Below are 26,973 nucleotides of genomic sequence, written 5' to 3' on the forward strand. Positions count from 1 at the left end.
ATGCGGGTATAAAGACTTATTCATACTAAATGTATTGAGTGTAAAGTTGGGGTATTTGATGAAATATATTCATCTAACTAAAGTATTAGCATTATCAGCAAGCGTAGGTTTATTAAGCGCTTGTGGCGAATCTATTGAGAGTGAAAGAGGCAGAACGTTTGGTTTAACGGCAAGTTTCACCGATGCTGAATTAATTGAGCATGTCGTGGAGCAAGTAATCAAGCCAAAACATCAAAAATTACAACAAGATATCGTGGCTCAAACGCAAGCTTTACACGCCTATTGCGGCTTGGTAGAGCAAAATCAGGATGCGAATGCGTCAAAGCAAAGCCTAGAAACTGCATTTAAAGCAACTATGGCAAGTTGGCAGCAGATAGAAATGTTGCAAATGGCACCCTTAGCTGCCAATACCAATGAACTTAGAAATAACATTTACTCTTGGCCTAGTACGGCAACTTGTGGCATTGACCAAGATGTTGCTTATTTTAATGCTGGTAGCGTAAATGGCTCACCATATAATTTAGCTTCACGTGCAAATAGTCGAAAAGGCCTAGATGCACTTGAATACCTACTCTTTACCGAGAATATGTCACATAGTTGTGTGACAGAGCCGAGTGTTTTAAATGGTTGGAATGATTTACCACAGCAAACCCAATTAAAACAAAGGTGTGACTTTGCACTCGCGGCGAATCAAGAAGTGCAAACTAATATGCAAAGCTTGTACGACCAATGGTTTACTCAAAGCCCATCTCACGCTGAAAAGTTAAAAACACAAGATACTAAAGAGACAATAAATGAGTTTGCTACAGCATTGTTTTATTTAGAGTTCTTAAAAGACAATAAGCTAGGCTTACCTTTAGGTTACAGTTCGAATATATGTGGTAATGCAGCTTGCGAAGCCAATTTAGAATCAAGATTTAGCCAACTATCGCTAACGAATATTGCAGATAACTTAGCTGCATTTAGAGATTTGTTCACTGGCGAAACAGCTACGCTAGCTGGAGATGATCCGCTTGCGTTAAGTTTTGACGATTATTTAGCTGCGGTAGGTGATGAGCAAACTGCTCAAACTATTTTAACCGCATTAACCTCAGCTGAGATGATACTTGGACAAATTCAAACTGATTTTGCGACTGCAATTAATAATCAAGGTGCTGAATTTGAAAAAATCGAAGCCCTGTACGCCCAAGTAAAAGTTATCACGGATCAACTTAAAACCCATTTTATTATGAGTTTATCAGTCGATTTACCCGATTCATCAGCTGGTGACGGTGATTAAGGCCTTATTGTGAAGTTAAATATGTTTAAATTAGATCCAATTAATCTAGTAATCTCAACGTTAGTCGCTACTGGTTTTAGCTCGGCTATATTCGCTGCGGATGTGTCGACTGAACAAGCCGACAGCTCAAAGAAAGAAGCTAAACAAGACAAGTATATTGACCGTATTCAAATATTAGGTTCAAACGATAAGTTAAGAACCCAAGGTGGTGCGACAACGTTAGTTTCTGAGCAAGCATTAGAAACTTTTGAATTTGATGATATTAATCAGGTGCTTGCAACTGTGCCTGGGGTTAATATTCGTCAAGAAGATGGTTATGGATTACGACCTAATATAGGTTTTCGTGGCGCTTCTCCTGAACGTAGTAAGAAAATATCTTTGATGGAAGATGGTGTGCTTATTTCACCAGCTCCTTATTCTGCACCATCTGCATATTACTTCCCTATGGTTAGCCGTATGACAGCGGTTGAAGTTTTTAAAGGTCCAGCTGCGATTAAATATGGTCCAAATACAGTGGCAGGTGCATTAAATTTAGTCACCAGAGCGGTTCCGGAAATGCAAGAAGGTGCGATTGATATCGCGTATGGTTCAGACCAATATAGTAAACTTCATGCTCATTATGGTAATACTCAAGGTAAGTTTGGTTACTTAATTGAAGGTTTACATACCCAAGCGGATGGGTTTAAACAAATTGATTTCTCAGATTCTGATACAGGGTTTACTAAATCAGATCTGATGGCCAAATTTAAATATGATCTTAGCTCAAATGGACATCAGCATTTTGTTGAATTAAAACTAGCGCACGCTGAAGAAGAATCTAATGAAACCTATTTAGGTTTAACTGACCAAGATTTCAAAGCCAGTCCTTACCGCAGATATGCATCAAGCCAGCAAGATAGAATGCGCTGGGATCATCAAACTTATCAGTTAACCCATTATATTGAGTTTGATCAGCTAGATGTGATTACTCGAATTTACCAACATGACTTTGCGCGTGATTGGCGAAAAGTGAGTAGTTTGGGTGAAGACCAGCCATCTTTATTAGATGTTTTGTCTGCGCCAGAGCTATTCCAAGCTGAATATGCGCTATTAAGCGGCCAAGCCGCGGGTGAGATAATACTTGGCACAAATGACAGAAATTATCAGTCTAGAGGCATTCAAACGGATTTAACTTGGTTGCAAGACTTTGCTGGGCTGTCGCATAAATTCGATATCGGTGTTCGCTTCCATCAAGATTTCATCAATAGAGATCATTTTGAGCAAAGTTATCAAATGACAGCCGAGGGCAAGCTAGGTTCTGAATCTGAAAAAGTATTCACGACAGTCAATCGTGAAGAGGTTGATGCGCTATCTATTTACCTACAAGATACAATTACACTCGGTAAGTTAACCCTTACTGCGGGTGTAAGAGGTGAATTGATTGAATCTAGATACCAAAATAGAAAAGATGAAAACGATTGGTTAACTAAGAAAAGCCAAATATGGCTACCAAGTTTAAGTGCATTTTATAAGTTAGCTGACGACTATGGTGTGTTTGCGGGTGTTCATAAAGGTTATGTGCCGAGCAGTCCTCAGCAAGATGATGAAAATGTTGAAGCAGAGAAAAGCATCAATTATGAAATTGGCTTTCGTCAAAACGGCTCAGGTTTTACCAGCGAAATCGTTGCCTTTTATAACGACTACAGCAATCTAAAAGAAAGTTGTAGTTTTTCTCAGTCTTCAAACTGTGATCTCGATAGCGATTTTAATGGCGGCAATGTCAATGTCTTTGGCTTAGAAGCACAAATCGCTAGCCAGTTTAGTTTAACTCAAACTTTAGACATGCCATGGAGTGTTACATATAGCTATGTTAAGTCCGAGTTTGAGCAAAGCTTTAATTCTGATTACCCACAATGGGGGAAAATTACAGCAGGCGACTCTATGCCATATCAGCCGGATCATACTTTAACCTTAATGGCAGGCTTAAACGCGACCAATTGGCAGCTAAATTTATTGGCTAAATACATAGGTGAAATGCAAGAAACAGCAGGCCAAGGCCAAAATTTGTCGAATAAAGTGATAGATTCAAGCTTAGTGTTTGATCTTGCAGCAAATTACAACTTGTATGGTGAGCATAGTGTTTACTTTAAAGCTGATAATATTACTGATGAAATCGAAGTTATCAGTCGCAGACCAAATGGTGCGCGTCCAGGTAAACCAAGAATGTTTACAGTAGGCTATAAATTTAACTTCTAACCAGTTATAAATAGGTGGCAATCTCATTGAATAGCTTAATGGATTGGCTCAATCTAACCTTGTTTGATTTGGCATCATATTTAATTGATGCCAATCAACGTATTTTTATCCTCTATTTAATTACATCCGCTTTAATCGCCTCCGTTATTTACGCTTTTAGCCAACGCAAGCCCGGGCTAGTTCACTTTTTACTGAATCGAAAAATTTGGCTGCATGCGAGCTCTGTCGCTGATTATAAAATTTGGATCATCAATAAATTTATTCGAGTGATCCTAGTCACGCCTTTGCTGTTTAGCAGTATACCAATTGCGATTTGGGTGAATGAATTGATATCGACTTTTCAAGGCCCAGCTGGTTTACCGCAAACTGCGACTTTAACTCAAGCATTTGGTTTTACGCTCATTCTTTTTTTGTTGGATGATTTCAGTCGTTTTTTGCTCCATTGGTTAATGCATAAAATTCCGTTACTTTGGGCTTTTCACCAAGTACATCATTCAGCTGAAGTTTTAACGCCATTTTCTGTCTATCGAATTCATCCTGTTGAGTCGGCTTTGTATGCGCTGCGTATGGTTTTAGTACAAGGCTTGAGCATAGGTATAGGTACAGCCTTGTTTGCTATTAATTTAACTATGCTGGATATTTTAGGGGCTAATTTATTTATATTTGGATTCAATATACTGGGCGCAAATTTAAGGCACTCACATGTTTGGTTTGTTTGGCCCAGTTGGTTGCAGCATTGGTTGATTTGCCCTGCTCAACATCAGATGCATCATGGACGACAAGTTAAATACTACGATTGCAACTTTGGTACTTGTTTATCGATTTGGGATAAGTTGTTTTTCAGTTTTAAATTAGCGCCTAAAGTAAAACCATATAGATTGGAGTTTGGTCTAGCTAAAACACCTTCTCAAAGTGCTCATAAGCTAACTAACTTGTACTTTTTGCCAATTAAATATGCATGGTTGAGCTTAGTTTCATTTTTAAAGAAGAGATTGAACATCCACTTTAAATAAAGCTTTCATTTTCTGCTGTACATTTATGACAAATTTATTAAAATGAGAATAATTCTCAATTCTAATTTAGGATATTTAAATTAATGAAGATTTTTGCAACCGCAATTCTTGCCCTAGTGGGCTTTTCGAGTGCAGCACACAGTGCTGATAGCGTAAATGTGTACTCTTTTCGTCAATCATTTTTAATTGAACCTATTTTAGAGCAGTTCACAGCAGAAACCGGAATTAAGACTAAGGTTGTTTTTGCCAAAAGTGGCTTGGTCGAACGTATTAAACGTGAAGGTAAGTACAGCCCTGCAGATGTCGTACTAACGTCTGATTTTAGTAAATTACTACAATTGAAAGATGAGAGTTTGACCCAAGCATTTTCTAACACAGAAATTAATCAAAATGTTCCAGCCTATTACCGTGATGCACAAGGGCATTGGGTTGCGTTAACTAAGCGTGTACGTAATATTTATGCTTCTAAGAAAAATATCGCTAACCCAGCAGAGCTAACTTATGAAAGCTTAGTTAGTCCTGAGTTCAAAGGTAAAATTTGTACCCGTAGTGGTAAGCATCCGTATAATTTAGGCTTAATTGCTTCTATTATCGCGCATAAAGGTGAAGCCGCAGCCGAAACTTGGTTACGTGGTGTAAAAGCTAATTTAGCACGTAAACCACAAGGTAACGATAGAGCGCAAGTTAAAGCGATTAAAGAAGGTTTATGTGACTTATCTTTAGGTAATAGCTACTACTTTGGTAAAATGCTAACCGATGCAGCGCAAAAGCCTTGGGCTGATGCAGTCAATATCGTTTACCCGAATCAAAGTGATAGGGGCGCACACGTCAATGTATCCGGCGCAGCAATTGCTAAGTATGCACCTAACAAAGCAAATGCCGAAAAATTAATCGCATTTTTAGCCTCGAAAAAAGCTCAACAAGCTTATTCTGCGTTAAATATGGAATATCCAGTCAACCCAGCTGTAAAACCTGCAAAATTAGTTGCAAGTTGGGGCGAATTTAAAGAAGATACTCTGCCATTAACTCAGGTTGCTGAATATAGAAAATCGGCACTTAAATTGGTAGATAAGGTTAAGTTTGACCTGTAGGAATTCGATTGACCAAACCGCTTGATAACTCTGATTGTTTAATCAATAAAAACAATCAGAGGACAGCTTTATCAGTAAAACCTACTGGCAGCTCTTTAGCTGCCATTGTTGTTTTTATTCGTCAGTGTTTTAGCAAGCTCAGTATGACGAGCTTCATCATTGCAATTATCTTAGCAACGCCGTTACTAGCAATTTTTTTTGAAGCTTTGACTGGATATGGTGAAAGCTTTGAGCACATCAAGCAAACCGTTTTATCAGATTACATAGTCAATACACTCTTGCTTGTATTAGGCGTTTGTATTTTGGTGCTGTTAATTGGTGTTCCGCTTGCTTGGTTGATTGCGGTATGTCAGTTTACGGGGCGTAAATTCTTTCGCTGGGCATTAATCCTCCCTTTAGCTATGCCTAGTTACATAGTCGCTTATACCTATACTGATTTACTAGATTATGCCGGCCCAATTCAAACTAGTTTACGCAATTGGTTTGGTTGGCAAGCTGCGAGTGATTACTGGTTCTTCGACATTCGTAGTATTACAGGTGCCGCGATTATTCTCGCTTTAGTCTTATATCCATACGTTTACCTAATGGTTAGAGCTAGCTTTATGGAGCAGCAGGCAACGCTGACGCACGTTGCGAGAACGCTAGGTTACTCTCCATTTAAAAGCTTTTTAAAAGTATCTATCCCGATTGCACGAAACGCCATTATAGCGAGTGTCGCTTTAGTTATGATGGAGACTATGGCTGATTTTGCGACGGTTAAGTATTTTGCTGTTAGTACCATGACAACTGCTGTCTATGATACTTGGTTGGGACATTATGACTTAGCTTCTGCTGCCAAATTATCTTGTATCATGGTGACTGGCGTATTGGCGTTATTGTATCTCGAGCGCTGGCAAAATGGCGCAAAACAAACGACAAATAATGCCAAATTAAGCCAACACAAATTAAGTTATCAGCTCAATAAATTTCAAACGGTTTTTGCTGTTCTGTTTTGCAGCCTAGTATTAGTTATCGCTTTTGTGATCCCGAGTTGGTTATTATTAGAATACGCCTTGCATTACTTTGCAGAGTCTTGGTCTTCGGGCTTATTTGAATTCGCTTATAATAGTATTAGCATAGCTTTGATTACCGCTTTATTGGCGTTGGCATTGTCTTTTTCACTGAATTTTATTTTGCGTAGCCGACCAACGCCAGTGCATAGGTTCAACTTGAAATTAGCCAGCACAGGTTATGCAATCCCTGGTACAGTGATGGCAATTGGTGTGCTGATTCCATTAGCATTTTTAGATACACAAATTAACCAAGCCGCTGAATATTTGGGTTTTGACACCCCTGGATTGATTTTAAGTGGCTCTATAGTCGCCATTATTGCTGCTCATTTGATTCGCTTTATTGCCATTGCAAATAAAAGCATTGAATCTAGTTATGGCAAGTTAAGTTACTCGCTCGACATGGTTTCGCAAACTATGGGGCAATCGAAAAGTAAACTATTCGCTAAAATTCACTTTCCGCTGATACGCAAGAGTGCTTTAGTTGCTTCATTATTAATTTTTGTAGAAAGTATGAAAGAGCTACCAGCTGCTTTATTATTAAGGCCATTCGACTTTCAAACCTTACCAACTTATGTCTATCAATACGCGAGTGATGAGCAGTTAGAAATAGCGGCTCTTGGTGCAATCACGATTGTCTTAGTTGGTTTGTTACCTGTTATCATGCTTAATCGCTCGATTGATAAAAATTAGTTTTAGGAAAACCTGTGTCCGCTCTATCTGTTAAAAACTTACATATTGCTTACCAACAACAAACGGTTATTGCTAACTTGAACTTAACCATAGAGCAAGGTGAAATTGTTGCTTTATTTGGCCCATCAGGCGGCGGTAAAAGTACAATATTAAAAGCGATAGCGGGCTTATTGGATCAAGTATCAGGTGAAATAGCAATCGGCGACAAAGTGGTTTTAAGTGAGACTGTAAATCTAGCTGCAGAAAAGCGCCATACAGGTCTTATTTTTCAAGATTATGCACTTTTTCCTCACCTAACAGTTGCGGAGAATATTGCTTTTGGTTTAAACCAATTGACTAAAGCTGAACAAGTTAGCAAGGTTGAGAAAATGCTGACTTTGATTAAGATGTTGGAATATAAAGATAAATATCCACATCAATTGTCTGGCGGCCAACAACAAAGAATCGCGATTGTCAGAGCACTAGCCTGTGAACCTAAAATATTATTATTCGATGAAGCTTTCTCGAATATAGATCCACAGTTTCGTTTTGAGTTAATAGCTGACATCCGTGATTTATTAAAAACTCAAGGGATCTCAGTGCTGTTTGTCACTCATAATCAGGATGAAGCATTTGCCTTTTGTGACCGTATCGCTGTCTTAAATCAAGGTAAGATAGAGCAAATCGATCAAGCTGAACGTTTATTCAATTATCCAGCGAGTCGTTTTGTTGCTGAGTTTCTAGGTGAAGGCTTGTGGCTATCCGCTAAAGTTGAGAGTGAAGTTCAGTTAAGCTCTGAACTAGGGTTGATTACTTATTGTGGTGATACCAATATTACTCACTTAATCGGTACCAAAGTTGATGTTTACTTAAGACCGCACCACTTAAAATTAAGCCCATCGACACAGACGGACTTATATGTTGATCATGAACGTTTTGTCGGTGAGTTTTATCAATCTGATCTCACTTGGTCTGGGCAAAAAATCAAAGTTAAAAGCCGTCAATCTTTCCTGAATAAACCCGTTGAAATACAAGTTGATACACAAATATCCACCGTATTTGAAAGCAGTCACTAAATTTAGTCAGAAAACTAAAGCCGGATGATATTGTTTCATCCGGCATTCGATAGTTTAGATTGTTAATTTCTTTTTTGAGGTGTCGGCTCAGTTAAAAATGTCTTGCCAAATTCGTTTCACGTTTTCTATATGTGTTTGGTATTTCTCTACGTGTGAAATTAATTTTTGTTGAGCGAGTGCTAGCTTATGTCCAGTTGAACGATAAGTTTTGTAAGCCTCAATTAGTTGCTCAGCGTCGCTAGGGCTAATTATGTTCAATTCTGCAGCTAGGGTTAAGATTCTGACATTATCAGACCAGACTGTGAGTTGAGGGTGCTCTGCGGCATTAGCTAAAACGAGATACTGAGTGATGAACTCTATATCTGTAATCCCACCTCTATCTTGTTTTAGGTCGAATTTATCTTGGTTACCTTCGCTCAAGTGATTAAACATTTTTTCACGCATTTCGATAACATCTGTTTTCAGTGTGCTGCTATCTCTTCGTTGCGAAAGGATTTTATGTCTAACCTCTGACAATTTACGCAGTAAATCGTTATCTCCTAGAATATTTCTAGCTCGAGCGAGTGCCTGATGCTCCCATGTCCATGCTTCATTTAATTGATAGTTCTCAAAACCTTCTAAAGTAGCAACGAGTAAACCTGACGCGCCAGAAGGTCTTAAGCGAAGATCCATTTCATATAAGATACCTGAGTGCATTTGGGTAGAGAAAATATGCATGATACGTTGTGCCAATCGAGTATAAAACTGAGTGATACCAATTTGGCTTGGGCCTGTAGTTTGTTCGTTAAAGTTTCTGTCATGAACAAAGACTAAATCGAGATCTGAGCCATAGCCTAATTCCCAACCACCCAACTTACCGTAGCCGATTACTGCAAAACCTTTATGATCTGTATCTGCTAGTGATTCAGGTACACCGTGTTTTTGTTCCAACTGGTGCCAAGCTATATTAATAACTTGATCTAATATTGCTTCAGCTAACCAAGTTAAGTGATCGCTTACTTTCATTATAGGAAGCTCTCCCATTATGTCGGCTGCAGCTATCCTTAATTGAAATGCTAATTTAAATTGCCTTAGAGCATCCATTTGTGCTTCTAGATCGTCAGGCTCAATACGCAATAATCTTTCTCGTAGTTCTGCTTGGTATTGGGTTTCTGTTAGTGTTTTGTGCAGCTGTTTAGGTACTAAAAGTTCATCGAGCAGGAAAGGCTGTGCACAAAGTTGATTACTGATCCAAGGGCTAATGACTAAAAAGTTTAGTAGCTGTTTACAGGCATTTTGGTTTTCAAACAGTAACTCTAGATAAGCTGTACGGGTACAGATGGAGGTAATTAAATTTTTAACTTGCTCTATCAATTGAACGGATTGTTCTGACTCCAAACATAGCTCTATTAGAATAGGCATGAGCTTATTTAAAACATCTCGGCCCCTCGGTCCCATGTTTTTCTTTTGGGTAAGCTCTTGAGTGCTTCTGATTTGTGCCCAAAAGTTATCAGCGTCTATATCAGGATGATCTTGTTTTAAGTGCGATAATGCTATTTCCGTATCTAAATTGACAATCCAATAATCAAAATTGTCATTATGTTCTTGAACGTCTTCTTCATCATGAATCACATTTTGCCAGATTTCATGAATCTCAGACATATGCAGCTTTAATTGAGCTGTAAATTCTGCCCAGCTGTTTACGCCAAGCGAGAAAATTAGCCTTTGTTGATTCAATTCATCATCAGGTAAAGTTTGTGTTTGTTGATCTGCAATTTGCTGAAGTACGTGTTCCGTTTTACGTAAAAAGTAGTAGCCTTGTTTTAGCTGCTCTACTTCTGGCATGCCAAGCTCTTCTAATTCGAGTAGTTTTTGCAAGGCTTCGCGAGTTGAGCGAATTTGTAATTCTGGCTCTCTACCACCTCTGATTAATTGGAAGGCTTGTACGACGAACTCAACTTCACGAATGCCACCTTCGCCTAGTTTTATATTATTACTTAAACCTTGGCGGCGGTTTTCTTGTTTGATGAGCTTTTTCATTTTTCTAAGAGATTCAAACGCAGAAAAATCTATATATCTTCGGTATACAAATGGCCTAATTAAGTTTTCTAGTTGTTCTAATGCTGGGTTAGTTTGCCATGATTCTGGGCTGATGATTCTTGCCTTTAACATGGCATATCTTTCCCAGCCTCTGCCTTGCTCTGCGTAATAATCTTCTAACATAGCGAAACTCATGATCAGTGGTCCGCTATCGCCATAAGGTCTTAATCGCATATCAACCCGATATACATAACCATCTGCAGTCATCTGATGCAAAGCGGTTATTAGTTTTTGTCCTAATCGAGTAAAAAATTCATGATTACTATACTCTCTGCGGCCTCCAACAGTATTGCCTGATTCAGGATAGCAATATATCAAATCGATATCTGATGAGAAGTTAAGCTCTCCACCACCTAATTTACCCATACCTAGCACGATTAGAGGTTGAGGCTCGCCTTCAGAGTTTGATGGTGTTCCTGAAATTAAACATTCCTGTTGGTATAGCCATTCTAGCGCGGAGGCGATGAATAAATCGGCTAAATCTGAAATATGTTTAAACGCAGTATCAAGCGGCAAACTGCCATCTAAATCTTGCCATGCAACCCAGCTCATTTGCTCACGACGGTGAACTCTTAATAACTTGTGTAACTCATTTAAGTTGTTAATTTTATTCAATGCTTGCTTGAAATGATGAGTTGCATTCTCAAATTGTTGCTCTGGTGTAAGCGGTTGATTTAATTGTTGTACGATAAAGTCTGGATCCGCTAGCATGGATTGAGTAATAAAATCACTTAAACCACAATGCCATTTTATTTTATCTTGTTGAATTTGCGGAATTTCTAATAACTTAGGATGTCTGTGTGTTAGCTTTTGCCAAGCATCTTCTGCTGCACTTGTGAGCGGTTCGGAAAGTTTTTGCTGATTTTCATATGTGATAAACGATTGATTATTCGGTTGAAAAGCCATACATTGAACCTGTTTTGGGTTAGCGATGAGTTCAAAAAAAACAGTATCACTCGCGCTAATTAATTATTAATTGTTATTTTGTGTAGAGGACCTTATGGCCACGCCATTTATCCGCTATTGTTTGGTCATTTTTAGTTTAGCTTTCATCACTGCATGTGGTGATCCTTTAGTTGCTAAAATTGAAAACCAAATCAGTTTTGTTGATATTCAACTAAAAAACTTAGCACAACGGCTTGACTCAGGACAAGTCCGGAATGCAAATCTGATAAAACAATATGCTAAGCAAGTTAAAGAGATTAAGCCTGAACATCAAGCGTTAGCTGATGAGCTTGCGAGAGACGCTACCACTTCAGGTCCACTTTATACCAGTTTGCTGGATAGATTTGATAGTGCGAAGCGAGCGGATTTATTTCCGTCTAACCAAGTCCGATTTGATGAGCTAAATAATCTATACCAAGCCGCGTCAAATGAATTATTTAATGATGCTTTGTCTGATCCATTAAATGTATTAGCTGATTTAAGTGGTGGTGAATTGCCTCGAGTGTCGTCTATTAGTCGCGCTGCTAGCATACAAGCAAATGATGCTGCTGATTTTGGTGCAGGTAGTCAATTAATTGGTAATCCATCATACGGACAATGGAGTACGGCGAGTAATGGCATGTCATTCTGGGAATGGTATGGCATGTACTCCTTGTTCAGTAATTTAACCAATTGGGGCAGTAACCGTCTTTATTATAATGATTGGTCTGGACGCCGTAATTACAGCTATTATCACGACTATGGCCGTTCTCGTTATACTTCGCCTAAACAGTTGTCTAAGCAAACTCAAATTGAGACTAAGGCCAAAAATTTTGGCGGCAGTAAATTTAAGAGTGCTTACGCTAAAAGTCGAACTGGGGCGACAGGGGTTTCTCGCTCTAGCCATACGGCAAAAAATGCAAGTAAAAGCTTCCAAAGTAGCTATGCTAAAAAATCAACCAGTACTGCTAGCAGCAAAAAGTCTAGTGGCTTCGGAAATTCGAGTTTTAGAAGTGGTTCTAGCGGGTTTAGCCGTAGTGGTTTTGGCGGTAAATAAGGTTAATAAAGATTTCCAAAAGTTATGGATACTACAATGAATAGTTTTAATGTTTTTAGTTATATCAAACCCGAGTTACTCAGCTTATTAGCAATTGATTTAGTTATTGCAATTGCTTTGTTATCAGCAATGCGTGTAGTTTCTGGGATGTGGGCAAAAGTTAATACAACTGAGGAGTTATCTCATAAAGATAACTTTGCCTTTGGTATTAGCATGGCAGGCAGTATTTTTGCGATGGGGATAGTGCTAACAGGTGCAATCACAGGCGAAACAGCTAATAGCTATATAGTTGAAGCTATTGGTGTTGCTACATATGGTATTGTTGGCCTAATCCTTATTAAGGTTGGTCGATTCATCCACGATAAAGTATCGTTAAATCAAATTAATAAAGTTGAAGAAATACGCAATGAGAATGTGTCAGTTGCCATTGTTGACGCTGCAGCTGTGATTGCTACTGCTATTATTATTCGAGCTGTATTACTTTGGGTTGAAGGGATTAATATTTATACCTTTGCCGCTATTTTAATGGGTTTTGCTGTTTCTCAAACAATTTTGGTAGTTGTAACTCGTTTACGTGAACACAACTATGCTAAGCATAACCAAGATGCTTCGTTTCAAGATGCATTAAAGGGTGGACAAATTGCACTTGCGATACGTCACGCTGGTCATATGGTGGCAACTGCGCTTGCGGTAAAAGCGGCTAGTTATTTTTTAATATATCAACCAACTGCAATTGTCATGAATGTGATTGGATGGTTTGCGATTTCAATTGCTATGGCGTTTATTATTTTTATCCTCAACAGAATTGCCCGAAAAATTATCTTAATGGGAATAGATACAACGGTTGAAGTTGATCAGCAGCATAATATAGGTGTTGCAGCAGCTGAGTTTGCTATCATAGTGTCAATTGCGTTAATCCTTACCTCTTTAATGGCGTAAAGCCGTGCCCCAATTTAAACCAGCCGTGCGTTTAGCTTTATTAGACGCACTGCTTATTTTGTTAATGGCCGTGCTTGCGGCCTGTGGTCTAGTTTACGAATACTTATTATCGCATTATGCCGGTAGAGTTCTAGGTGCTGTTGAGCATGCTATTTTTGCTACTATAGGCTTAATGATAGTAGCAATGGGTTTTGGTTCTTTTGCTGCGCGCAAAATCCAACATGCGATCACTGGATTTGCTTGGTTAGAAGTTTTAATTGGGCTGATTGGCTCTGTTGCGATTATTTTTATTGCGACTTGTATTAGTTTTAGTTTTTATTTGCCACAAATTATCGCGGATACGTTTGCAATTCCGCCTGATGCTTTACCCCGTGGCGGGTTCTTTGAAGCTAGCTTTCAATTCGCTCGAAATTTACCTTATGTACTCGCTGCAATACTTGGCTTTTTCATTGGTATGGAAATCCCACTTATTGCCAGAGTTCGAGAAGAACTACACCAGCAGCACTTAACCCACAACGCCGGCACAATTTATGGCGCTGATTATATTGGTGCTGGTATTGGTGCCGCTATTTGGATCTTATGGTTAATGACCATAGATATTAGCCAAGCTGCGGTTATTACAGCTTCTGTTAATTGGGTTGCAGGTTTAGTTGTTCTGGTTGTTTTTTGGTCAAAGATAAAAGCGAAAATGACACTAGCTGGATTACATTTACTGATGCTGTTAGCCATTATTGTCTTAAGTTTTTTTGGTAAGCAATGGATGCATAACTTAACCGATATGCTGTATCGAGATAATGTTGTATTCCAGACTCAATCTAAATACCAGCAGCTCGTATTAACCGAACGAAATCTAGGCCCTAATTTTGATTCTATCGTAAATTTATACCTAAATGGCCGGTTACAGTTTTCGTCTCAAGACGAAGCTATTTATCATGAGTTTTTAGTACATCCAGTATTGTCTGCTTCGGCTCGGCAAGAGAAAGTGCTGGTGATTGGTGGTGGTGATAGCTTAGCTGTCAGGGAGATTTTAAAGTGGCAGCCAAAGCGGATTGATTTAGTCGATCTTGATAATTCCGTTATTGAGTTATTTAAGCAGCCAGAAGCATTATTATCGCCAAGATTAGCCGACAAAATATCCGGCTTAACACAGGGTGCTTTTCAACATGAAAGTTTGAATATCATTAATGCAGATGCTTTTAATCAAGTTGACACTTTAATTAGTCAGCAGCAAACTTATGATGCCATTATTGTTGATCTGCCAGATCCTAACCACCCTGATTTAAACAAACTATACACTAACTATTTTTACCTTAGGTTGAATCAGTTGTTATCAGCTGATGGTGCTATCGTAGTTCAATCAACTTCCCCTTATCATGCAAAAGATGCATTTATTTCAATTGGCAAAACCTTAGCGGATAGTCAGTTTAGCCAGGTTGAACAATATCATTTTAATGTACCTAGCTTTGGTGAGTGGGGTTGGACAATAGCAACTAAACAAGGCATGCCTGCTAGTCAGCGAATTAAGACAGCTGAGTTACCGGGTTCGTTAACTTGGCTTACGCATGATTTAATTCATGCTAGCTTTCAATTTCCCAAAAATTATTATCAAGACTATGCTGATATCAAAATTAATTATCTGGGGAGTCAAGTTTTGTATCAATATCATGATCAAGCTTGGCGAATTCGCGAAGGAAAGCTGGTTGAATTAACCCAAGATAAGAACTAATTCACAAAAAACACGCATTTTAGTTTGACATATAATGTCCATGAGCGTAAATTTTAACTCAGACATAATATGTCTTGCTGAATGTGACAATACTTCAAGCAAACCATAACAGAGGACAGCGATGAATATTCATAAAATAGCACAATACCTGAACGATCTAGGTGACAACTCTGACACAGGACATAGTTTTGATTGCCAACCTATCGCAGGTGAAGTGGATGTGCTGCAAATATCTATTTTAGGTCGCGAAGAGTTACCTATATTTGTTTCGGTAACAGATGACCAAATTTTATGTATTACTTATCTTTGGGGTGAAGATGAGGTGGTTTCAGAAAAACGTACGGAAATGTTTGAAACCATGTTAGAGATGAACATCCCAATGCCATTATCTTCTTTTGCCAAAATCGGTGATAAGTATTCGATTTTTGGCGCACTAGCTATTAGTTCTAGTGTTGAAGAGATAGAGCACGAATTAACCGTATTAAGTGACAATGCACTTGATGTTATTGATGATTTTAGTGAATTTTTAGTTTAAGCCTAGAGGTAACGTAATGAGTATTTTTAAGAAAATTTTTACAGCAATTAAGGGCGGTGCGAACGAAGTTGGCGAAGCTATTGTAGATGCAAACTCAACTCGCATTTTTGAACAAGAAATTCGCGATGCGGAAAACCACTTAACTAAAGCAAAGCGTGATTTAACTGATGTTATGGCTAAGCAAATGCAGGCATCTCGTGAAGTAGAACGTATCACAAAAGATATAGCTTCGCATGAAGATTATGCTGGCCAAGCTTTATCAAAAGGTGATGAAGCATTAGCAATGGAAATTGCCGAAAAAATAGCGTCGCTTGATACTGAGTTAACGACTCAACAAGGTTCGCTTGATAGCTTCACAACAAGTGTTGAACGTTTAAAAGAGCTGATTAAGAAATCAGAACGTCAAGTAGCTGATTACAAACGTCAATTAAGCGTAGTAAAGACAACTGATAGCGTGCAAAAAGCAACCGCTGCTATTACAGATAACTTTGTATCGGGTAACAGCAAATTGTTAAGCGCAAAAGATTCATTAGAGCGAATTAAACAAAAGCAGCAAAATTTTGATGATAGATTAAAAGCGTCAGAACAACTACAAGCTGAATCTGGTGATGCATCATTAGAAGCTAAGTTAAAAGCTGCAGGTATTGGTGACCAAGCTAGCTCTGCTAATTCTGTATTAGACAGAATTAAAGCTAAACAAGGTTAATCTATTTACCTAACCTAAGTTTTGAAATGGCTAGGAAGTAAGTGATTAATCGCTTACTTCCTTTTTTGGTTTGTATAATATGAATAAAAACATTCATCTAGGGTGTTTAAATCGGTTATTTAAAGGAAAATTATGGGCTTTTTATCTAGCTTATTTGGTGGCAAAAAAGAAGAAAATATTCGCCATTTAACTCACTTATCTCAACTTAAAATTACCGATGTTATTACTTTTTCGGATTCATTTGCATTACCTGATTTACTGCGTAAGCAGAGTTTTAAAGTCGAAGAAGTAAATAGTTACCAGTACGAAAAGTCGAGTCAGATTGAATTTGTTCTGCAAGGTAGTGGGTCAGTTAAAGTTTATGTGACAGTCGAAAAAGATGATGAAGAGTGGGCAAATATTTCGGTCAAAATTAACCGAGAGCAAGTTAGCCAAGTTTTTGATTTAGATAACTTTTCAGAAATATTCGATGATGAAATTCAAACTGAACTCAAGCTAACGGATAACCCAAATGAATATCATAATTGGGTCGCACCGGTTTACTTCCAAAATGCATTTGCACAACGTGGTTACTTTTATGCAAAAGACTTCCGTCCTGGCAAACCACCATTAACTGAAGATAGAGATAGTGAAGCGTTTGATTATTTCCGTTTAACCAGTGCAGATGAGCAGTTCTCGGTTGAAATTGAAGTATGGGAAGATGGCGATACCGACGTACTATTAACCATTCATAGGCCGTTAACTGATATAGCTGACATGTATCCTGGAACGATAGATGACTGATAGTAAAAGAGTAAATAAAGAAAAATGGGCAAGTAACACTAAGGCGATTAAAGCCGTCCAAGTCGCCTTCGATATGGATGAAAAGCTACAATACGTTATCCGTAAAGAAGCTTTAGATGCGGGTTTAGGTCCGTCTGACCAAATTCGTAAGATTCTTGATTTACCTGTGACTAAAAGACCCAAACGCCCGAGATTAACCGTATCTTTATCGGTAGATGATTATCAAATTCTCGGTGAAAAATATGGCATTCCAGCCGATCAACAACTCGAAATTAAAAAACGAGTGATGGATGAACTAGTCGATCACGCAAGTAAGTAGAAATGTAAACGCCTAATCCACTGATCTATTAAGCTATCGTGTTCGTAAATTGAGCATTATTGTTTAGTTGTGAATTATGATATGCGATTAGGTGTTTTCCCCCTTCCTCTTATACTATTACCCGGCGGTAAAACGCGTTTACGAATTTTCGAACCTAGATACATTCGCTTGGTTAAACAGGCTGTAACAGGTGAAGGGTTCGCGTTATCTAGTTACTTACCTGAAGCTGAAAATAACAGTTCAGAACTTGCCGCTTGGGTTGAAATCGTCGACTTCTCTATTTTAGAAGATGGTTTGTTATCTATTGATGTCCAAGCTCAATCTATGGTTAAGCTTACTCAGTTTGAGCTTGAAAATGATGGTTTAAGGTTTGCTTCTGCAAAGCAAGTGAAGCATTGGGCAAGCCAAACATCTTCAGACAAAACTAAATTGCTCGCGCAAAGTTTGTCGCGTTTTTTTAGCAAAATTCCAGAATACGAAAGCCTATATCCTTCGCCTAAATATGATGAACCTGCTTGGGTATGCGCTAGATTGGTTGAGCTACTACCTCTATCAATAGAAAGGAAGCTTCAATTTGCACAGCCAGAAAGTTTTGAGAGATGCGTTAATTTTTTGCATACTGTGATTAATGGCGAAAAAAATAGTGATCTTTTTCAGTTCCAGACTCGTAACTACAACTAAATAAAACATAAAGGTTTAGATTGGCGTTATGCAGCAGATAAATCATACTCTTTCAATCAACTCTGAAAGACAGAACAAGCAGCCTAGGATGACACCAGAACAATCTCAACAACTTAAACAGTGGTTGTCAGATATTGCGTTAAAAAGAGACAAAAAAGCTTTTGCCAATATCTTCAAAAGTTTCGCCCCAAAAATTAAAGGCTTTGGCATGAAGCAGCTTAAATCTGAAAGCGCCGCCAATGATTTGCTACAAGATACCATGAGTATTGTTTGGCGAAAGTCGCATCTATACGATGCTGACAAAGGGGCTGCAACCACTTGGATTTATACCATAATGCGTAACTTGTCTTTTGACATGCTGCGCAAAGCTCAGACGCAAAAAGAAGATTCGTTAAGTGATGATATTTGGCCGATTGCTGAAGTTGTCGATGACAGTGGAGAGGTGTTCTCCGATCACTTAATGTCACAGCAAATTGCTCAATATTTGGATTCGTTACCAGAAGCACAAAAGCAAGTGGTTCAGGGCGTTTACTTTCAAGAAATGACACAAGAACAACTGGCTACACAGCTGGAAATTCCACTCGGAACGGTTAAATCACGTTTACGTTTAGCATTAAATAAATTAAAGCAGCAAATAGAGGAAAACTCATGAGTATTAAATATCATCCCAAGCATGAGTTGCTATCTGCCTTTGTTGCAGGTGAATTACCAGCATCTTTAAGTATTGCTGTATCTGCACATAATGAGTTATGCGACGAATGTCGAAAAAAATGTGAAGCATTAGCCGAATCGCAAGCAATTGAATTTATGAAAGAAGATAGTTTTAATGAATTCGAACTAGATGATTTTGAGTCAATCAATGACGAATTTGATGAAATGTTTGCTGCTATTACAACCGAACCTAGTCGACCAGAACCGCTTGCTAAGCCTTGCGTCAATATTGATTATAAGGGGCAATCGTTAAAGTTACCTAGAGCATTAACTTCTGTCACTATGTCCAATTGGCAAAAGTTGGGCAAATTGCGTCGAGCAAAACTTGAATTAGCTGAAGGCAAGGTACATTCAAACTTACTTGAAATAGAAGCAGGCGGTACAGTGCCAACTCACACCCATAAAGGCTACGAGCTTACTTTATTGCTGGCTGGGTCTTTCTCCGATGAGCACGACACTTATCATGCGGGCGATTTTATTTGGTTAAATCAGCACAACACACATACACCAGTTACCGCTGAAGGTTGCTTATGCTTTACGGTTGCAGACGATGCGCAAACATTTACACAAGGTATAAGCAAACTACTTAATCCAATCGGCAGGTTTATTTACTAAAGCTCGGGTTCATTTTTTAGGGAGTGGTGTCACTATGAATCAAAGCGATATTAATCAGTTTATTCAAACTTATCAGAGTTTGAATAAAGATAATTTAGCTCAGCTTGCAGACATATATCACCCAGATATAAACTTTATTGACCCTCTCCACCAGGTAGAGGGCTTGGCGGAATTAACTGGATATTTTGCAAGCTTATATCAAAATTTAGTGTCCTGTGAATTTGAAATCCAAGCGCAGCTTTGGCAAGCAAATCAGGCTGCTTTATATTGGCAAATGCAGTATCAGCATGCCTCTTTAAATGGCGGGAAATCAGTTAGAGTTGATGGTTGCTCTCATTTAAAATTTACCGACGGCCTAGTTATTTACCACAGAGATTATTTGGATGCTGGCGCTATGTTATATGAACATATTCCGTTATTAGGCAGTGCCATTCGCTTTGTTAAAAAGCGAGCAAGTCAATGAATTCTAAAACCGTACTTATTACAGGTGCTTCATCTGGGATTGGTAAAGCCTTAGCCTTAGCCTATGCAGAAATGGGCTATCTAGTTTATGCGGGTGGACGAAATCAACAAAGGCTAGATGAATTAGTATTAGAAAATGCCAATATAAAACCTCTGGTATGTGAACTAACTAATAAGAAAGCGCTAATAGCAGCGTCAGGCGATTTACCTCAGTTGGATATTTTGATCCTAAATGCGGGTAATTGTGAGTATATAAATGATGCAGTGAATTTTGATAGCGATTTATTTGCCCGGGTCATTACAACCAATTTAATCTCAGTTGGGTACTGTTTAGAAGCCTGGTTGAAATTAGTCAAACCTGGTGGACAGCTTGTTTTGACTAGTTCTAGTGCTCAGTTTCTACCTCTGCCAAGAGCAGAAGCATATGGTGCCTCTAAAGCTGGTTTATCTTATTTAGCCAAAACGTTGAGTATCGATCTACAAAATAGCCATATTGATGTCAGCCTAATACACCCAGGTTTTGTATCAACCCCTTTAACCGATAAAAATGATTTTCCTATGCCCTCAATTATTTCCACAGCCCAAGCGGCTGACTACATTGTTGAAGGTATAAATAAACGCAAAGCCGAAATCAATTTCCCAAAACACTTTACTTATCTGATGAAGCTTATATCGCTTCTTCCTTTTTCAATTTGGAAAAAACTAGCGACTAGGATGAATAAATAATGAAAAACATCGCGATTATTGGTTCAGGCATTTCAGGTTTAACTGCAGCATATTTACTCAGTCAAAAACATAAGGTCACTGTATTTGAAAAAAATGATTACATAGGCGGTCATACAGCGACTAAAGATATATCTCTAGATGGCAAAAACTATGCAATAGATACTGGTTTTATTGTTTATAACGATAAAACTTATCCGAATTTCATCAAATTACTTAGGCAACTTGGCATTCCACCTCAGCCTACAGAAATGAGTTTTAGCGTGATGAATAAGCGTAATGGCTTGGAATACAATGGCAATAACCTAAATAGTCTATTTGCGCAGAGAACTAATTTGTTGAATCCTAAGTTTTGGTGTTTGATTCAACAAATACTTAACTTCAACAAAAAATGCAAAGCGCTATATGCCAGTGATGATATTCCAGCGGACAAAACCCTAGGTGATTTTTTAGCTGAAAATAATTTCTCAGAATACTTTAATCAAAACTATATTCTACCTATGGGGGCTGCTATTTGGTCAACTAGCTTGGTTGAAATGAAAGCATTTCAACTCAGGTTCTTTGTCCAATTTTTTTATAATCATGGCTTATTGAATGTGAATGACAGACCCCAATGGCATGTTATTCCGGGGGGCTCTAAGCAGTATATTGAACCTTTGACTCGTAATTTTTATCAGCAAATAAAATTAAATGCCAAAATCACTAAAATAAGTCGAGAAACGCTCAGCACTGATACTTCCAATCAGAACGTGAGCTCTCTCGGGGCTGTGAACATACATTTCGAGAATGGAGTTGTTGAAGGGTTTGATGAAGTTATTTTGGCATGTCATTCAGATGAGGCTTTGGCATTACTAGATCAGCCAACCGAAGCGGAAAAGTCTGTACTAGGGGGTATTCATTACAGCCCAAATGAAGTCGTGCTGCACACAGACATCAATTTACTACCTAAACGAAAATTGGCTTGGGCGAGTTGGAATTATCAATTAGGGCTTAGTAACCCTGAATCTGAATTAACTAGACCAGCATGTGTTACCTACAATATGAATATTTTGCAAGGGATTAAAGCGCCGCACACTTTTTGCGTTACGTTAAATCAAACAGAGCAAATTGATCCTGCCAAAATACTCAGAAAATTTACCTATCACCATCCGGTATTTAATCAGGTCAGTATGGCAGCACAACAAAGGCGGCTTGAAATTTGCGGTCAAAACAATACCCACTTCGCTGGTGCTTATTGGCACAACGGATTCCATGAAGATGGGGTAAAAAGCGCTATACTGGTAGCTAAACGCTTTGGTGTCGAGCTATGACATTAGCCAGTGGCATATACTCTGGAAAGGTGCGGCATAGACGCTTCTCGCCTAAAAATCATGAGTTTAGTTATCAGTTTGCTATGCTGGGGTTAGACCTAGATGAACTCAAGCAGGTCACCAAGCAACATTGGTTATTTGGCGAAAAATGGTACAACCCGATTCGTTTTAAGCAAAAAGATTACATAACGGGTGAACCAGAAGAATTAAAACAGCGTATTAGAAATAAGTTAGTTAGCTTAGGTGCAGATTGGTGCGGCAATAAAATTTTTATGTTAGCTCAGTGTCGAAGTTTTGGCTTGTATTTCAGTCCAGTTAACTTCTATTTTTGTTATTCAGATAAAGGTGATTGCCAGTATATGTTGGCGGAAGTTAGTAATACACCTTGGAATGAAACGCACTACTATTTAGTTGACACTGAATCACCTGAAATGACAAAAAAACAGTTTCATGTTTCACCTTTTATGCAAATGGCAATGCAGTACAAATGGCAAGTTAAGCCACCCCAAGCTAAGACTTTAGTGCATATAGAAAACCATAGTGAAGGCGAAGCTGAAAGTGAAGACGACTCTGAAGCTCGTAAAGTGTTTGATGCCACTATGGCGTTAACTAAGCAGCCACTAACGAATTTTTCACTTGTCAAAACTTGGTTTAATTTGCCTTTTATGACGCTAAAAATACTATTAACTATATATTGGCAAGCACTCAAGCTGTTTATCAAAAAGGTGCCTTTTGTGCCTTATCAGAAAGAGAGAGGTTAGTGATGGAACAAACTCAAAATTTAAATATTGATGCCAGCCTATCTTGGTTTAACCAAAGGTGTAGAAAAATAGTATTTACAATTTTAGATAAAATGCCATCCGCTTGTTTAGAGATAAATGAAGGCAGCCAAATTACACGCTTAGGCAACAAACAAGCTGAGTTAGTTGGGCAAATGCATGTATATGATGTCAGCTGTTATATTGATTTTATTAAGGGGGGCAGTATAGGTGCTGCAGAAGCTTTTTTAGATAAGAAGTGGTCTTCTCCAGATCTGACTAAACTAATTCAAGTATTTGCCCGAAGCCAGCAAATTTTGGATGCAGTTGAATCAAAAAGTGCTTGGCTAACCCGTTTTGCTAATAAGCTTATATCATTAAGAAATGCTAATACAACAGCAGGCTCTAAGCGAAATATACTCGCGCATTATGATCTCGGTAATGACTTGTACACCCGTTTTCTTGATAGAGAAATGATGTACTCTGCCGCCATTTACGATGAGGCAGCGACAAAGCTAGGCCAAGCTCAAATTAATAAGCTAACTCAAATATGCGAAAAATTAGATCTTAACCAAAACGATCACTTAATAGAGATTGGCACTGGGTGGGGTGGTTTAGCTATATTTGCCGCTTCAAACTATGGTTGTAAAGTAACGACAACAACTATATCTGATGCTCAATTTGAATATGCCCAAGCGAGAGTTAGCCAGCTTGGTTTATCAGATAAAATTACTCTGCTGAAAAAAGATTACCGTGAACTAACCGGTCAGTACGATAAATTGGTATCGGTCGAAATGATAGAAGCAGTAGGGCATGAGTTTTTACCAAGCTTTTTTAAGCAATGTAATCAACTTTTGAAGCCGACTGGAAAAATGTTGATTCAAGCAATCACGATTGCGGATCAACGTTATGACCATTACCGTAATAATTTAGACTTTATTCAAAAATATATTTTCCCTGGAGGCTGCCTGCCTTCGATTGCTGTTATGAGTGAACATATTGCTCAATCGACCGATATGATGATAGATAAAATTGATGACATAGGTTTGCATTACGCTAGAACATTAAAAGACTGGCGAGTCAGATTTGAGCAAAATTGGCACGAAATCAGTACCTTTGGTTATGATGAGCACTTTAAACGACTTTGGTTGTATTACTTAAGTTATTGCGAAGGCGCTTTCATCGAACGTGTTATCAGCACACATCATATTGTTGCCCGCAAACCTAGATATTTGAGTAAAGCAGACAAAGCAGTCATAGATTATTAATGCTAAGCGCAGCGAGTAGACTCTATGATTGCAAACTTAACAGAGCAGCTTAGACAAAGGCCTTGGGTTATAACTGCTTATAACCTAATTTGCTTCCAAGCTTGCTGGTTTCTTGCTGCAATTTACCAGCACAATGCTGTTATCTGGATGTTTGGATTACTCCTAATTCATTTTCTGCTTAGTCATTCAAAGCGCTCCGACTTCCGGCTCTTGCCTATTGCAGTACTAGGGCTATTCGTTGATCAAATACTTAGTATTTTTCAAATCGTTCAATTTAAAACCAGTCAGTTAGATTTCAGCGTAATTAATAATTTAGTGCCAATTTGGTTGGCCTTGTTGTGGATTGCATTGGCAATTTCTTTCAATCATAGCCTAGCTTGGTTAAACCGAATCAAGCTTAGATACGTATCATTACTAGGCTTGGTATTTGGACCTGCTAGTTATTATGCTGGTGCACAATTTAATGCGTTAACGCTTTCTGTATCCGAACTAAATTTTCTAATTACTTATGCCTGTATATGGAGCGTTTTATTACCTCTATGTACATTGTTAGCGAGCCGTTTAAACAAATAAAGCTCGCTTATTTACAGGCAAAAAGGTAATTGAAATGTTTTTAAATCAGCTTCGTTCTATACAAAAATCTTTGCTGTTTTGCGGGTTTTTCACATTTAGCTGTATAGCCCAGCCCAGTATACAACCGCTTGAATCACTCAAAAAACTAGGCGAAGGGCAAATGGACTTTTTATTCTGGTCTGTATATAAAGCTGAGTTTTTTATTCCTAGTGAACTAGATATCAGTACACAAAAGCCTTCGGAGATTATCACTAGCTACCCTCAGGCGCTTAAAATCACTTACCTTAGAGATATTTCTAAACAAGATTTAATACAAGCGACACTAGACCAGTGGCAGCAGATTGGCGTAACGCCTAAAAATCTTGATGCTTGGCTCATCCAGCTCAATGTAATTTGGCCAGATATTAAAAAAGGCGATCAGCTTGTGCTTAAAGTGAATCGCAGCCAACAAAGCCAGTTTTACTTCAAAGCGAAATCAGCAAACCGACTTGAGCTTATTGGGACGATAGATGATGTCAGCTTTGGTCCGACATTCAGTGCTATTTGGTTGTCAGAAAAAACGACACGACCAGAACTAAGAAAGCAATTACTGAAAATTAAGTAATTTGTTCAGAACAATTAAATTCATTTTCCTATCCAATACTCGAAAGGAGTGATCCAAATGAGGCTGTTAAAGCTAAAAATTTATCCAGTTATTGCCGCTGTTTTATTACTGAACTTAGTAGCGGCTTGTTCAAATCAATCTCTGCAAGATTACGCAAAGACCACGCCTAACTTAAAGCTTGAAACATTTTTTAATGGCGAATTAATTGCTTACGGTATGGTATTTGATCGCTCGGGGAAGATGACTCGGCGTTTTGAAGTCGAGCTTCTTGCTAAGTGGCAGGGTAATCAAGGTGAGATTAAGGAGTGGTTTGAATTTGATGATGGCGAAAAATCAACAAGAATTTGGCAGCTAGAGAAGCTATCAGAGAATAAATATAAAGGCACAGCAAACGATGTTGTTGGTGTTGCGTATGGAGAAACCAAAGGTTCAGCGCTTTATTGGTCTTATGATCTATTGATTAACTATGACGGCAGTGAATATCAAGTTAGGCTAGACGATTGGATGTATTTAATGGATGAAAAACGTTTACTTAATCGAACCGAAATCGTTAAATTTGGCATCAAACTCGGTGAAGTTATTTTGTATATAGAGCAAAAGTAAAGTATCAATTAGGGGACTAGTTTACTACGGTGTGTGGACGTTTTCTGTACATATTTTGTACCCAAAAGCTCAACACACCCTAGGCAAATAAAGCGAAAATATATTTTTATAATGCTATTGATTTTGTTTGAATTAGACATATTATGTCTTTGTTGTCTCAATTCTAAGCGGAGTTAAAAATGCAACGTATCGTATTATTCTTATTAACAAACCTAGCAATCATGCTGGTTTTAAGTGTTACCTTAAGTATTTTAATGTCTGTCTTTGGTATAGATCGCCAAGGGCTTGGTGGACTTTTAATGCTTGCCTGTGTATTTGGTTTTGGTGGCGCGTTTATTTCGTTGCTAATGTCCAAATGGATGGCAAAACGATCTGTGGGTGCTTATGTTATAGAGCAACCAAAAAACTCAACTGAGCAATGGTTAATTAGTACAGTTAAACGTCACGCTCAACAGGCGGGAATCGGTATGCCTGAAGTGGCACTTTACCAGTCGCCAGATATGAATGCATTTGCAACTGGTGCAAACAAAAACAATGCATTAGTCGCGATTAGTACAGGCTTATTGGAAAATATGTCGCAACAAGAAGCTGAAGCCGTTATTGGGCATGAGATTAGCCATATAGCAAATGGCGATATGGTGACTTTAACTTTGGTCCAAGGTGTTGTGAATACCTTTGTTATTTTCTTAGCTCGAGTCATTGCTGGCATTATCGATAATGCAACTCGAAATAATAATAACGAAGGTGGTTTAGGCGGAATTGCCTATTTTGCAGTGGTGTTTGTACTAGAAATGATTCTTGGTGTGTTAGCGAGTATCGTTGTTGCTTGGTTTTCAAGAAAACGCGAATTCAGAGCTGATGCAGGCGGCGCTCATTTAGCGGGTAAATCCGCTATGATAGGCGCACTTGAAAAGCTAAAACGCAGTCAAGAAAGCCAATTAGAAGGCTCTATGATGGCATTTGGTATTAATAATAAACCTAAGTTAATGAGTTTATTTGCTAGTCATCCACCATTAGACGATAGGATTAAAGCGTTAAGAGAGTCAAGATAATCGCTTTCTAATTCTGAAATTTAAAAAGCGCCAGCTAGCTTAGCTAGATGGCGCTTTTATACCAGTTCACTCTATACTTTACGTAGAACAAACATGCGCTAACAGGCATGAATTGCCGCTACTAGTAAAC

The 26,973-nt window shown here is 38.4% G+C and carries 26 protein-coding genes; 25 read left to right on the top strand and 1 reads right to left on the bottom strand.

Translation table 11 applies throughout. From position 1 onward, the window contains the following. Window positions 1–58 precede the first annotated feature (58 nt). The 6 genes from XM47_RS16530 (at window position 59) to XM47_RS16555 (ending at window position 8,415) form a co-directional block, all read left to right on the top strand. Window positions 59–1,279: an imelysin family protein gene (locus tag XM47_RS16530; RefSeq protein ID WP_048695021.1), complete on the top strand. Its 1,221-nt coding sequence runs from the start codon at window positions 59–61 to the stop codon at window positions 1,277–1,279. Window positions 1,280–1,300: 21 nt separating this feature from the next. Continuing rightward, entirely contained in the window at window positions 1,301–3,514 is a 2,214-nt protein-coding gene (locus tag XM47_RS16535; RefSeq protein WP_053084598.1) for a TonB-dependent receptor family protein, read from the top strand. 26 nt (window positions 3,515–3,540) lie between these two features. Further along, complete coding sequence (locus tag XM47_RS16540; RefSeq protein ID WP_216595996.1) at window positions 3,541–4,527, top strand: sterol desaturase family protein; 987 nt, start codon at window positions 3,541–3,543, stop codon at window positions 4,525–4,527. Between the two features lie 83 nt (window positions 4,528–4,610). Beyond that, window positions 4,611–5,618: an extracellular solute-binding protein gene (locus tag XM47_RS16545; protein ID WP_048695026.1), complete on the top strand. Its 1,008-nt coding sequence runs from the start codon at window positions 4,611–4,613 to the stop codon at window positions 5,616–5,618. A gap of 143 nt (window positions 5,619–5,761) precedes the next feature. Then, on the top strand, window positions 5,762–7,360 hold the full coding sequence (locus XM47_RS16550; protein WP_048695099.1) for an ABC transporter permease: 1,599 nt from the start codon (window positions 5,762–5,764) through the stop codon (window positions 7,358–7,360). Window positions 7,361–7,374: 14 nt separating this feature from the next. Continuing rightward, window positions 7,375–8,415 carry an ABC transporter ATP-binding protein gene (locus XM47_RS16555; RefSeq protein ID WP_048695028.1) on the top strand — a complete coding sequence of 347 codons (1,041 nt, stop codon included), beginning with the start codon at window positions 7,375–7,377 and terminating at the stop codon, window positions 8,413–8,415. An 87-nt stretch (window positions 8,416–8,502) separates the two neighbouring features. On the opposite strand, the gene glnE is transcribed toward XM47_RS16555, so the two are convergent. Next, a complete protein-coding gene (glnE, locus tag XM47_RS16560) occupies window positions 8,503–11,400 on the bottom strand; it encodes a bifunctional [glutamate--ammonia ligase]-adenylyl-L-tyrosine phosphorylase/[glutamate--ammonia-ligase] adenylyltransferase (protein ID WP_078061947.1) in 2,898 nt (965 codons plus the stop codon). Between the two features lie 94 nt (window positions 11,401–11,494). Here glnE and XM47_RS16565 point away from each other — a divergent pair, with 94 nt between their 5' ends. The 19 genes from XM47_RS16565 (at window position 11,495) to htpX (ending at window position 26,843) form a co-directional block, all read left to right on the top strand. Beyond that, window positions 11,495–12,475: a hypothetical protein gene (locus XM47_RS16565; RefSeq protein WP_048695030.1), complete on the top strand. Its 981-nt coding sequence runs from the start codon at window positions 11,495–11,497 to the stop codon at window positions 12,473–12,475. 36 nt (window positions 12,476–12,511) lie between these two features. Next, window positions 12,512–13,414 (top strand): DUF350 domain-containing protein, encoded by a 903-nt coding sequence (locus tag XM47_RS16570; protein WP_048695032.1) that lies wholly within the window; start codon window positions 12,512–12,514, stop codon window positions 13,412–13,414. A gap of 4 nt (window positions 13,415–13,418) precedes the next feature. Next, on the top strand, window positions 13,419–15,140 hold the full coding sequence (locus XM47_RS16575; RefSeq protein WP_048695034.1) for a polyamine aminopropyltransferase: 1,722 nt from the start codon (window positions 13,419–13,421) through the stop codon (window positions 15,138–15,140). Window positions 15,141–15,261: 121 nt separating this feature from the next. Beyond that, window positions 15,262–15,675, top strand: coding sequence for a YjfI family protein (locus XM47_RS16580; protein ID WP_048695036.1), 414 nt, complete (start codon window positions 15,262–15,264; stop codon window positions 15,673–15,675). Between the two features lie 16 nt (window positions 15,676–15,691). Beyond that, the gene (locus XM47_RS16585) at window positions 15,692–16,381 is read left to right on the top strand and encodes a PspA/IM30 family protein (protein ID WP_048695039.1); all 690 of its coding nucleotides are present in this window, start codon (window positions 15,692–15,694) and stop codon (window positions 16,379–16,381) included. Window positions 16,382–16,513: 132 nt separating this feature from the next. Then, entirely contained in the window at window positions 16,514–17,164 is a 651-nt protein-coding gene (locus XM47_RS16590; RefSeq protein ID WP_048695041.1) for a hypothetical protein, read from the top strand. Next, window positions 17,157–17,483: a hypothetical protein gene (locus XM47_RS16595; RefSeq protein WP_048695042.1), complete on the top strand. Its 327-nt coding sequence runs from the start codon at window positions 17,157–17,159 to the stop codon at window positions 17,481–17,483. The genes XM47_RS16590 and XM47_RS16595 overlap by 8 nt, the downstream gene beginning before the upstream one ends. A gap of 81 nt (window positions 17,484–17,564) precedes the next feature. After that, window positions 17,565–18,164: an LON peptidase substrate-binding domain-containing protein gene (locus XM47_RS16600; protein ID WP_048695044.1), complete on the top strand. Its 600-nt coding sequence runs from the start codon at window positions 17,565–17,567 to the stop codon at window positions 18,162–18,164. 28 nt (window positions 18,165–18,192) lie between these two features. Next, a complete protein-coding gene (locus tag XM47_RS16605; RefSeq protein WP_053084599.1) occupies window positions 18,193–18,816 on the top strand; it encodes a sigma-70 family RNA polymerase sigma factor in 624 nt (207 codons plus the stop codon). Continuing rightward, on the top strand, window positions 18,813–19,490 hold the full coding sequence (locus XM47_RS16610; RefSeq protein ID WP_048695050.1) for a ChrR family anti-sigma-E factor: 678 nt from the start codon (window positions 18,813–18,815) through the stop codon (window positions 19,488–19,490). Before XM47_RS16605 ends, XM47_RS16610 begins: the two co-directional genes overlap by 4 nt. Window positions 19,491–19,524: 34 nt before the next feature. Next, on the top strand, window positions 19,525–19,953 hold the full coding sequence (locus tag XM47_RS16615; protein ID WP_048695053.1) for a nuclear transport factor 2 family protein: 429 nt from the start codon (window positions 19,525–19,527) through the stop codon (window positions 19,951–19,953). After that, complete coding sequence (locus tag XM47_RS16620; RefSeq protein WP_048695054.1) at window positions 19,950–20,678, top strand: SDR family NAD(P)-dependent oxidoreductase; 729 nt, start codon at window positions 19,950–19,952, stop codon at window positions 20,676–20,678. The genes XM47_RS16615 and XM47_RS16620 overlap by 4 nt, the downstream gene beginning before the upstream one ends. Further along, window positions 20,678–21,985: an NAD(P)/FAD-dependent oxidoreductase gene (locus tag XM47_RS16625; protein WP_172656554.1), complete on the top strand. Its 1,308-nt coding sequence runs from the start codon at window positions 20,678–20,680 to the stop codon at window positions 21,983–21,985. Before XM47_RS16620 ends, XM47_RS16625 begins: the two co-directional genes overlap by 1 nt. Further along, window positions 21,982–22,746, top strand: a complete 765-nt coding sequence (locus tag XM47_RS16630; protein ID WP_048695057.1) for a DUF1365 domain-containing protein — start codon at window positions 21,982–21,984, stop codon at window positions 22,744–22,746. Before XM47_RS16625 ends, XM47_RS16630 begins: the two co-directional genes overlap by 4 nt. A 2-nt stretch (window positions 22,747–22,748) precedes the next feature. After that, window positions 22,749–24,011 carry an SAM-dependent methyltransferase gene (locus tag XM47_RS16635; RefSeq protein WP_048695059.1) on the top strand — a complete coding sequence of 421 codons (1,263 nt, stop codon included), beginning with the start codon at window positions 22,749–22,751 and terminating at the stop codon, window positions 24,009–24,011. 24 nt (window positions 24,012–24,035) lie between these two features. Further along, on the top strand, window positions 24,036–24,584 hold the full coding sequence (locus tag XM47_RS16640) for a DUF2878 domain-containing protein (protein WP_048695061.1): 549 nt from the start codon (window positions 24,036–24,038) through the stop codon (window positions 24,582–24,584). A 160-nt stretch (window positions 24,585–24,744) separates the two neighbouring features. After that, the gene (locus XM47_RS16645; RefSeq protein ID WP_245623491.1) at window positions 24,745–25,188 is read left to right on the top strand and encodes a chalcone isomerase family protein; all 444 of its coding nucleotides are present in this window, start codon (window positions 24,745–24,747) and stop codon (window positions 25,186–25,188) included. A gap of 57 nt (window positions 25,189–25,245) precedes the next feature. Next, complete coding sequence (locus tag XM47_RS16650; RefSeq protein ID WP_048695065.1) at window positions 25,246–25,791, top strand: DUF3833 domain-containing protein; 546 nt, start codon at window positions 25,246–25,248, stop codon at window positions 25,789–25,791. Between the two features lie 179 nt (window positions 25,792–25,970). Continuing rightward, window positions 25,971–26,843, top strand: a complete 873-nt coding sequence (htpX, locus tag XM47_RS16655; RefSeq protein WP_048695069.1) for a protease HtpX — start codon at window positions 25,971–25,973, stop codon at window positions 26,841–26,843. Window positions 26,844–26,973: the final 130 nt, after the last annotated feature.

Source organism: Catenovulum maritimum, assembly GCF_001050375.1.
In the GTDB taxonomy this organism is placed as follows: Bacteria; Pseudomonadota; Gammaproteobacteria; order Enterobacterales; family Alteromonadaceae; genus Catenovulum; species Catenovulum maritimum.

Excerpts from the sequence above, each read along its gene's own strand:
- XM47_RS16530 (WP_048695021.1), top strand. The coding sequence starts at position 59 with ATGAAATATATTCATCTAACTAAAGTATTAGCATTATCAGCAAGCGTA.
- XM47_RS16535 (WP_053084598.1), top strand. The coding sequence starts at position 1,301 with ATGTTTAAATTAGATCCAATTAATCTAGTAATCTCAACGTTAGTCGCT.
- XM47_RS16545 (WP_048695026.1), top strand. The coding sequence starts at position 4,611 with ATGAAGATTTTTGCAACCGCAATTCTTGCCCTAGTGGGCTTTTCGAGT.
- XM47_RS16550 (WP_048695099.1), top strand. The coding sequence starts at position 5,762 with ATGACGAGCTTCATCATTGCAATTATCTTAGCAACGCCGTTACTAGCA.
- glnE (WP_078061947.1), bottom strand. The coding sequence starts at position 11,400 with ATGGCTTTTCAACCGAATAATCAATCGTTTATCACATATGAAAATCAG.
- XM47_RS16565 (WP_048695030.1), top strand. The coding sequence starts at position 11,495 with ATGGCCACGCCATTTATCCGCTATTGTTTGGTCATTTTTAGTTTAGCT.
- XM47_RS16570 (WP_048695032.1), top strand. The coding sequence starts at position 12,512 with ATGAATAGTTTTAATGTTTTTAGTTATATCAAACCCGAGTTACTCAGC.
- XM47_RS16580 (WP_048695036.1), top strand. The coding sequence starts at position 15,262 with ATGAATATTCATAAAATAGCACAATACCTGAACGATCTAGGTGACAAC.
- XM47_RS16585 (WP_048695039.1), top strand. The coding sequence starts at position 15,692 with ATGAGTATTTTTAAGAAAATTTTTACAGCAATTAAGGGCGGTGCGAAC.
- XM47_RS16590 (WP_048695041.1), top strand. The coding sequence starts at position 16,514 with ATGGGCTTTTTATCTAGCTTATTTGGTGGCAAAAAAGAAGAAAATATT.
- XM47_RS16595 (WP_048695042.1), top strand. The coding sequence starts at position 17,157 with ATGACTGATAGTAAAAGAGTAAATAAAGAAAAATGGGCAAGTAACACT.
- XM47_RS16600 (WP_048695044.1), top strand. The coding sequence starts at position 17,565 with ATGCGATTAGGTGTTTTCCCCCTTCCTCTTATACTATTACCCGGCGGT.
- XM47_RS16605 (WP_053084599.1), top strand. The coding sequence starts at position 18,193 with ATGCAGCAGATAAATCATACTCTTTCAATCAACTCTGAAAGACAGAAC.
- XM47_RS16610 (WP_048695050.1), top strand. The coding sequence starts at position 18,813 with ATGAGTATTAAATATCATCCCAAGCATGAGTTGCTATCTGCCTTTGTT.
- XM47_RS16615 (WP_048695053.1), top strand. The coding sequence starts at position 19,525 with ATGAATCAAAGCGATATTAATCAGTTTATTCAAACTTATCAGAGTTTG.
- XM47_RS16620 (WP_048695054.1), top strand. The coding sequence starts at position 19,950 with ATGAATTCTAAAACCGTACTTATTACAGGTGCTTCATCTGGGATTGGT.
- XM47_RS16625 (WP_172656554.1), top strand. The coding sequence starts at position 20,678 with ATGAAAAACATCGCGATTATTGGTTCAGGCATTTCAGGTTTAACTGCA.
- XM47_RS16630 (WP_048695057.1), top strand. The coding sequence starts at position 21,982 with ATGACATTAGCCAGTGGCATATACTCTGGAAAGGTGCGGCATAGACGC.
- XM47_RS16635 (WP_048695059.1), top strand. The coding sequence starts at position 22,749 with ATGGAACAAACTCAAAATTTAAATATTGATGCCAGCCTATCTTGGTTT.
- XM47_RS16640 (WP_048695061.1), top strand. The coding sequence starts at position 24,036 with ATGATTGCAAACTTAACAGAGCAGCTTAGACAAAGGCCTTGGGTTATA.
- XM47_RS16645 (WP_245623491.1), top strand. The coding sequence starts at position 24,745 with ATGGACTTTTTATTCTGGTCTGTATATAAAGCTGAGTTTTTTATTCCT.
- XM47_RS16650 (WP_048695065.1), top strand. The coding sequence starts at position 25,246 with ATGAGGCTGTTAAAGCTAAAAATTTATCCAGTTATTGCCGCTGTTTTA.
- htpX (WP_048695069.1), top strand. The coding sequence starts at position 25,971 with ATGCAACGTATCGTATTATTCTTATTAACAAACCTAGCAATCATGCTG.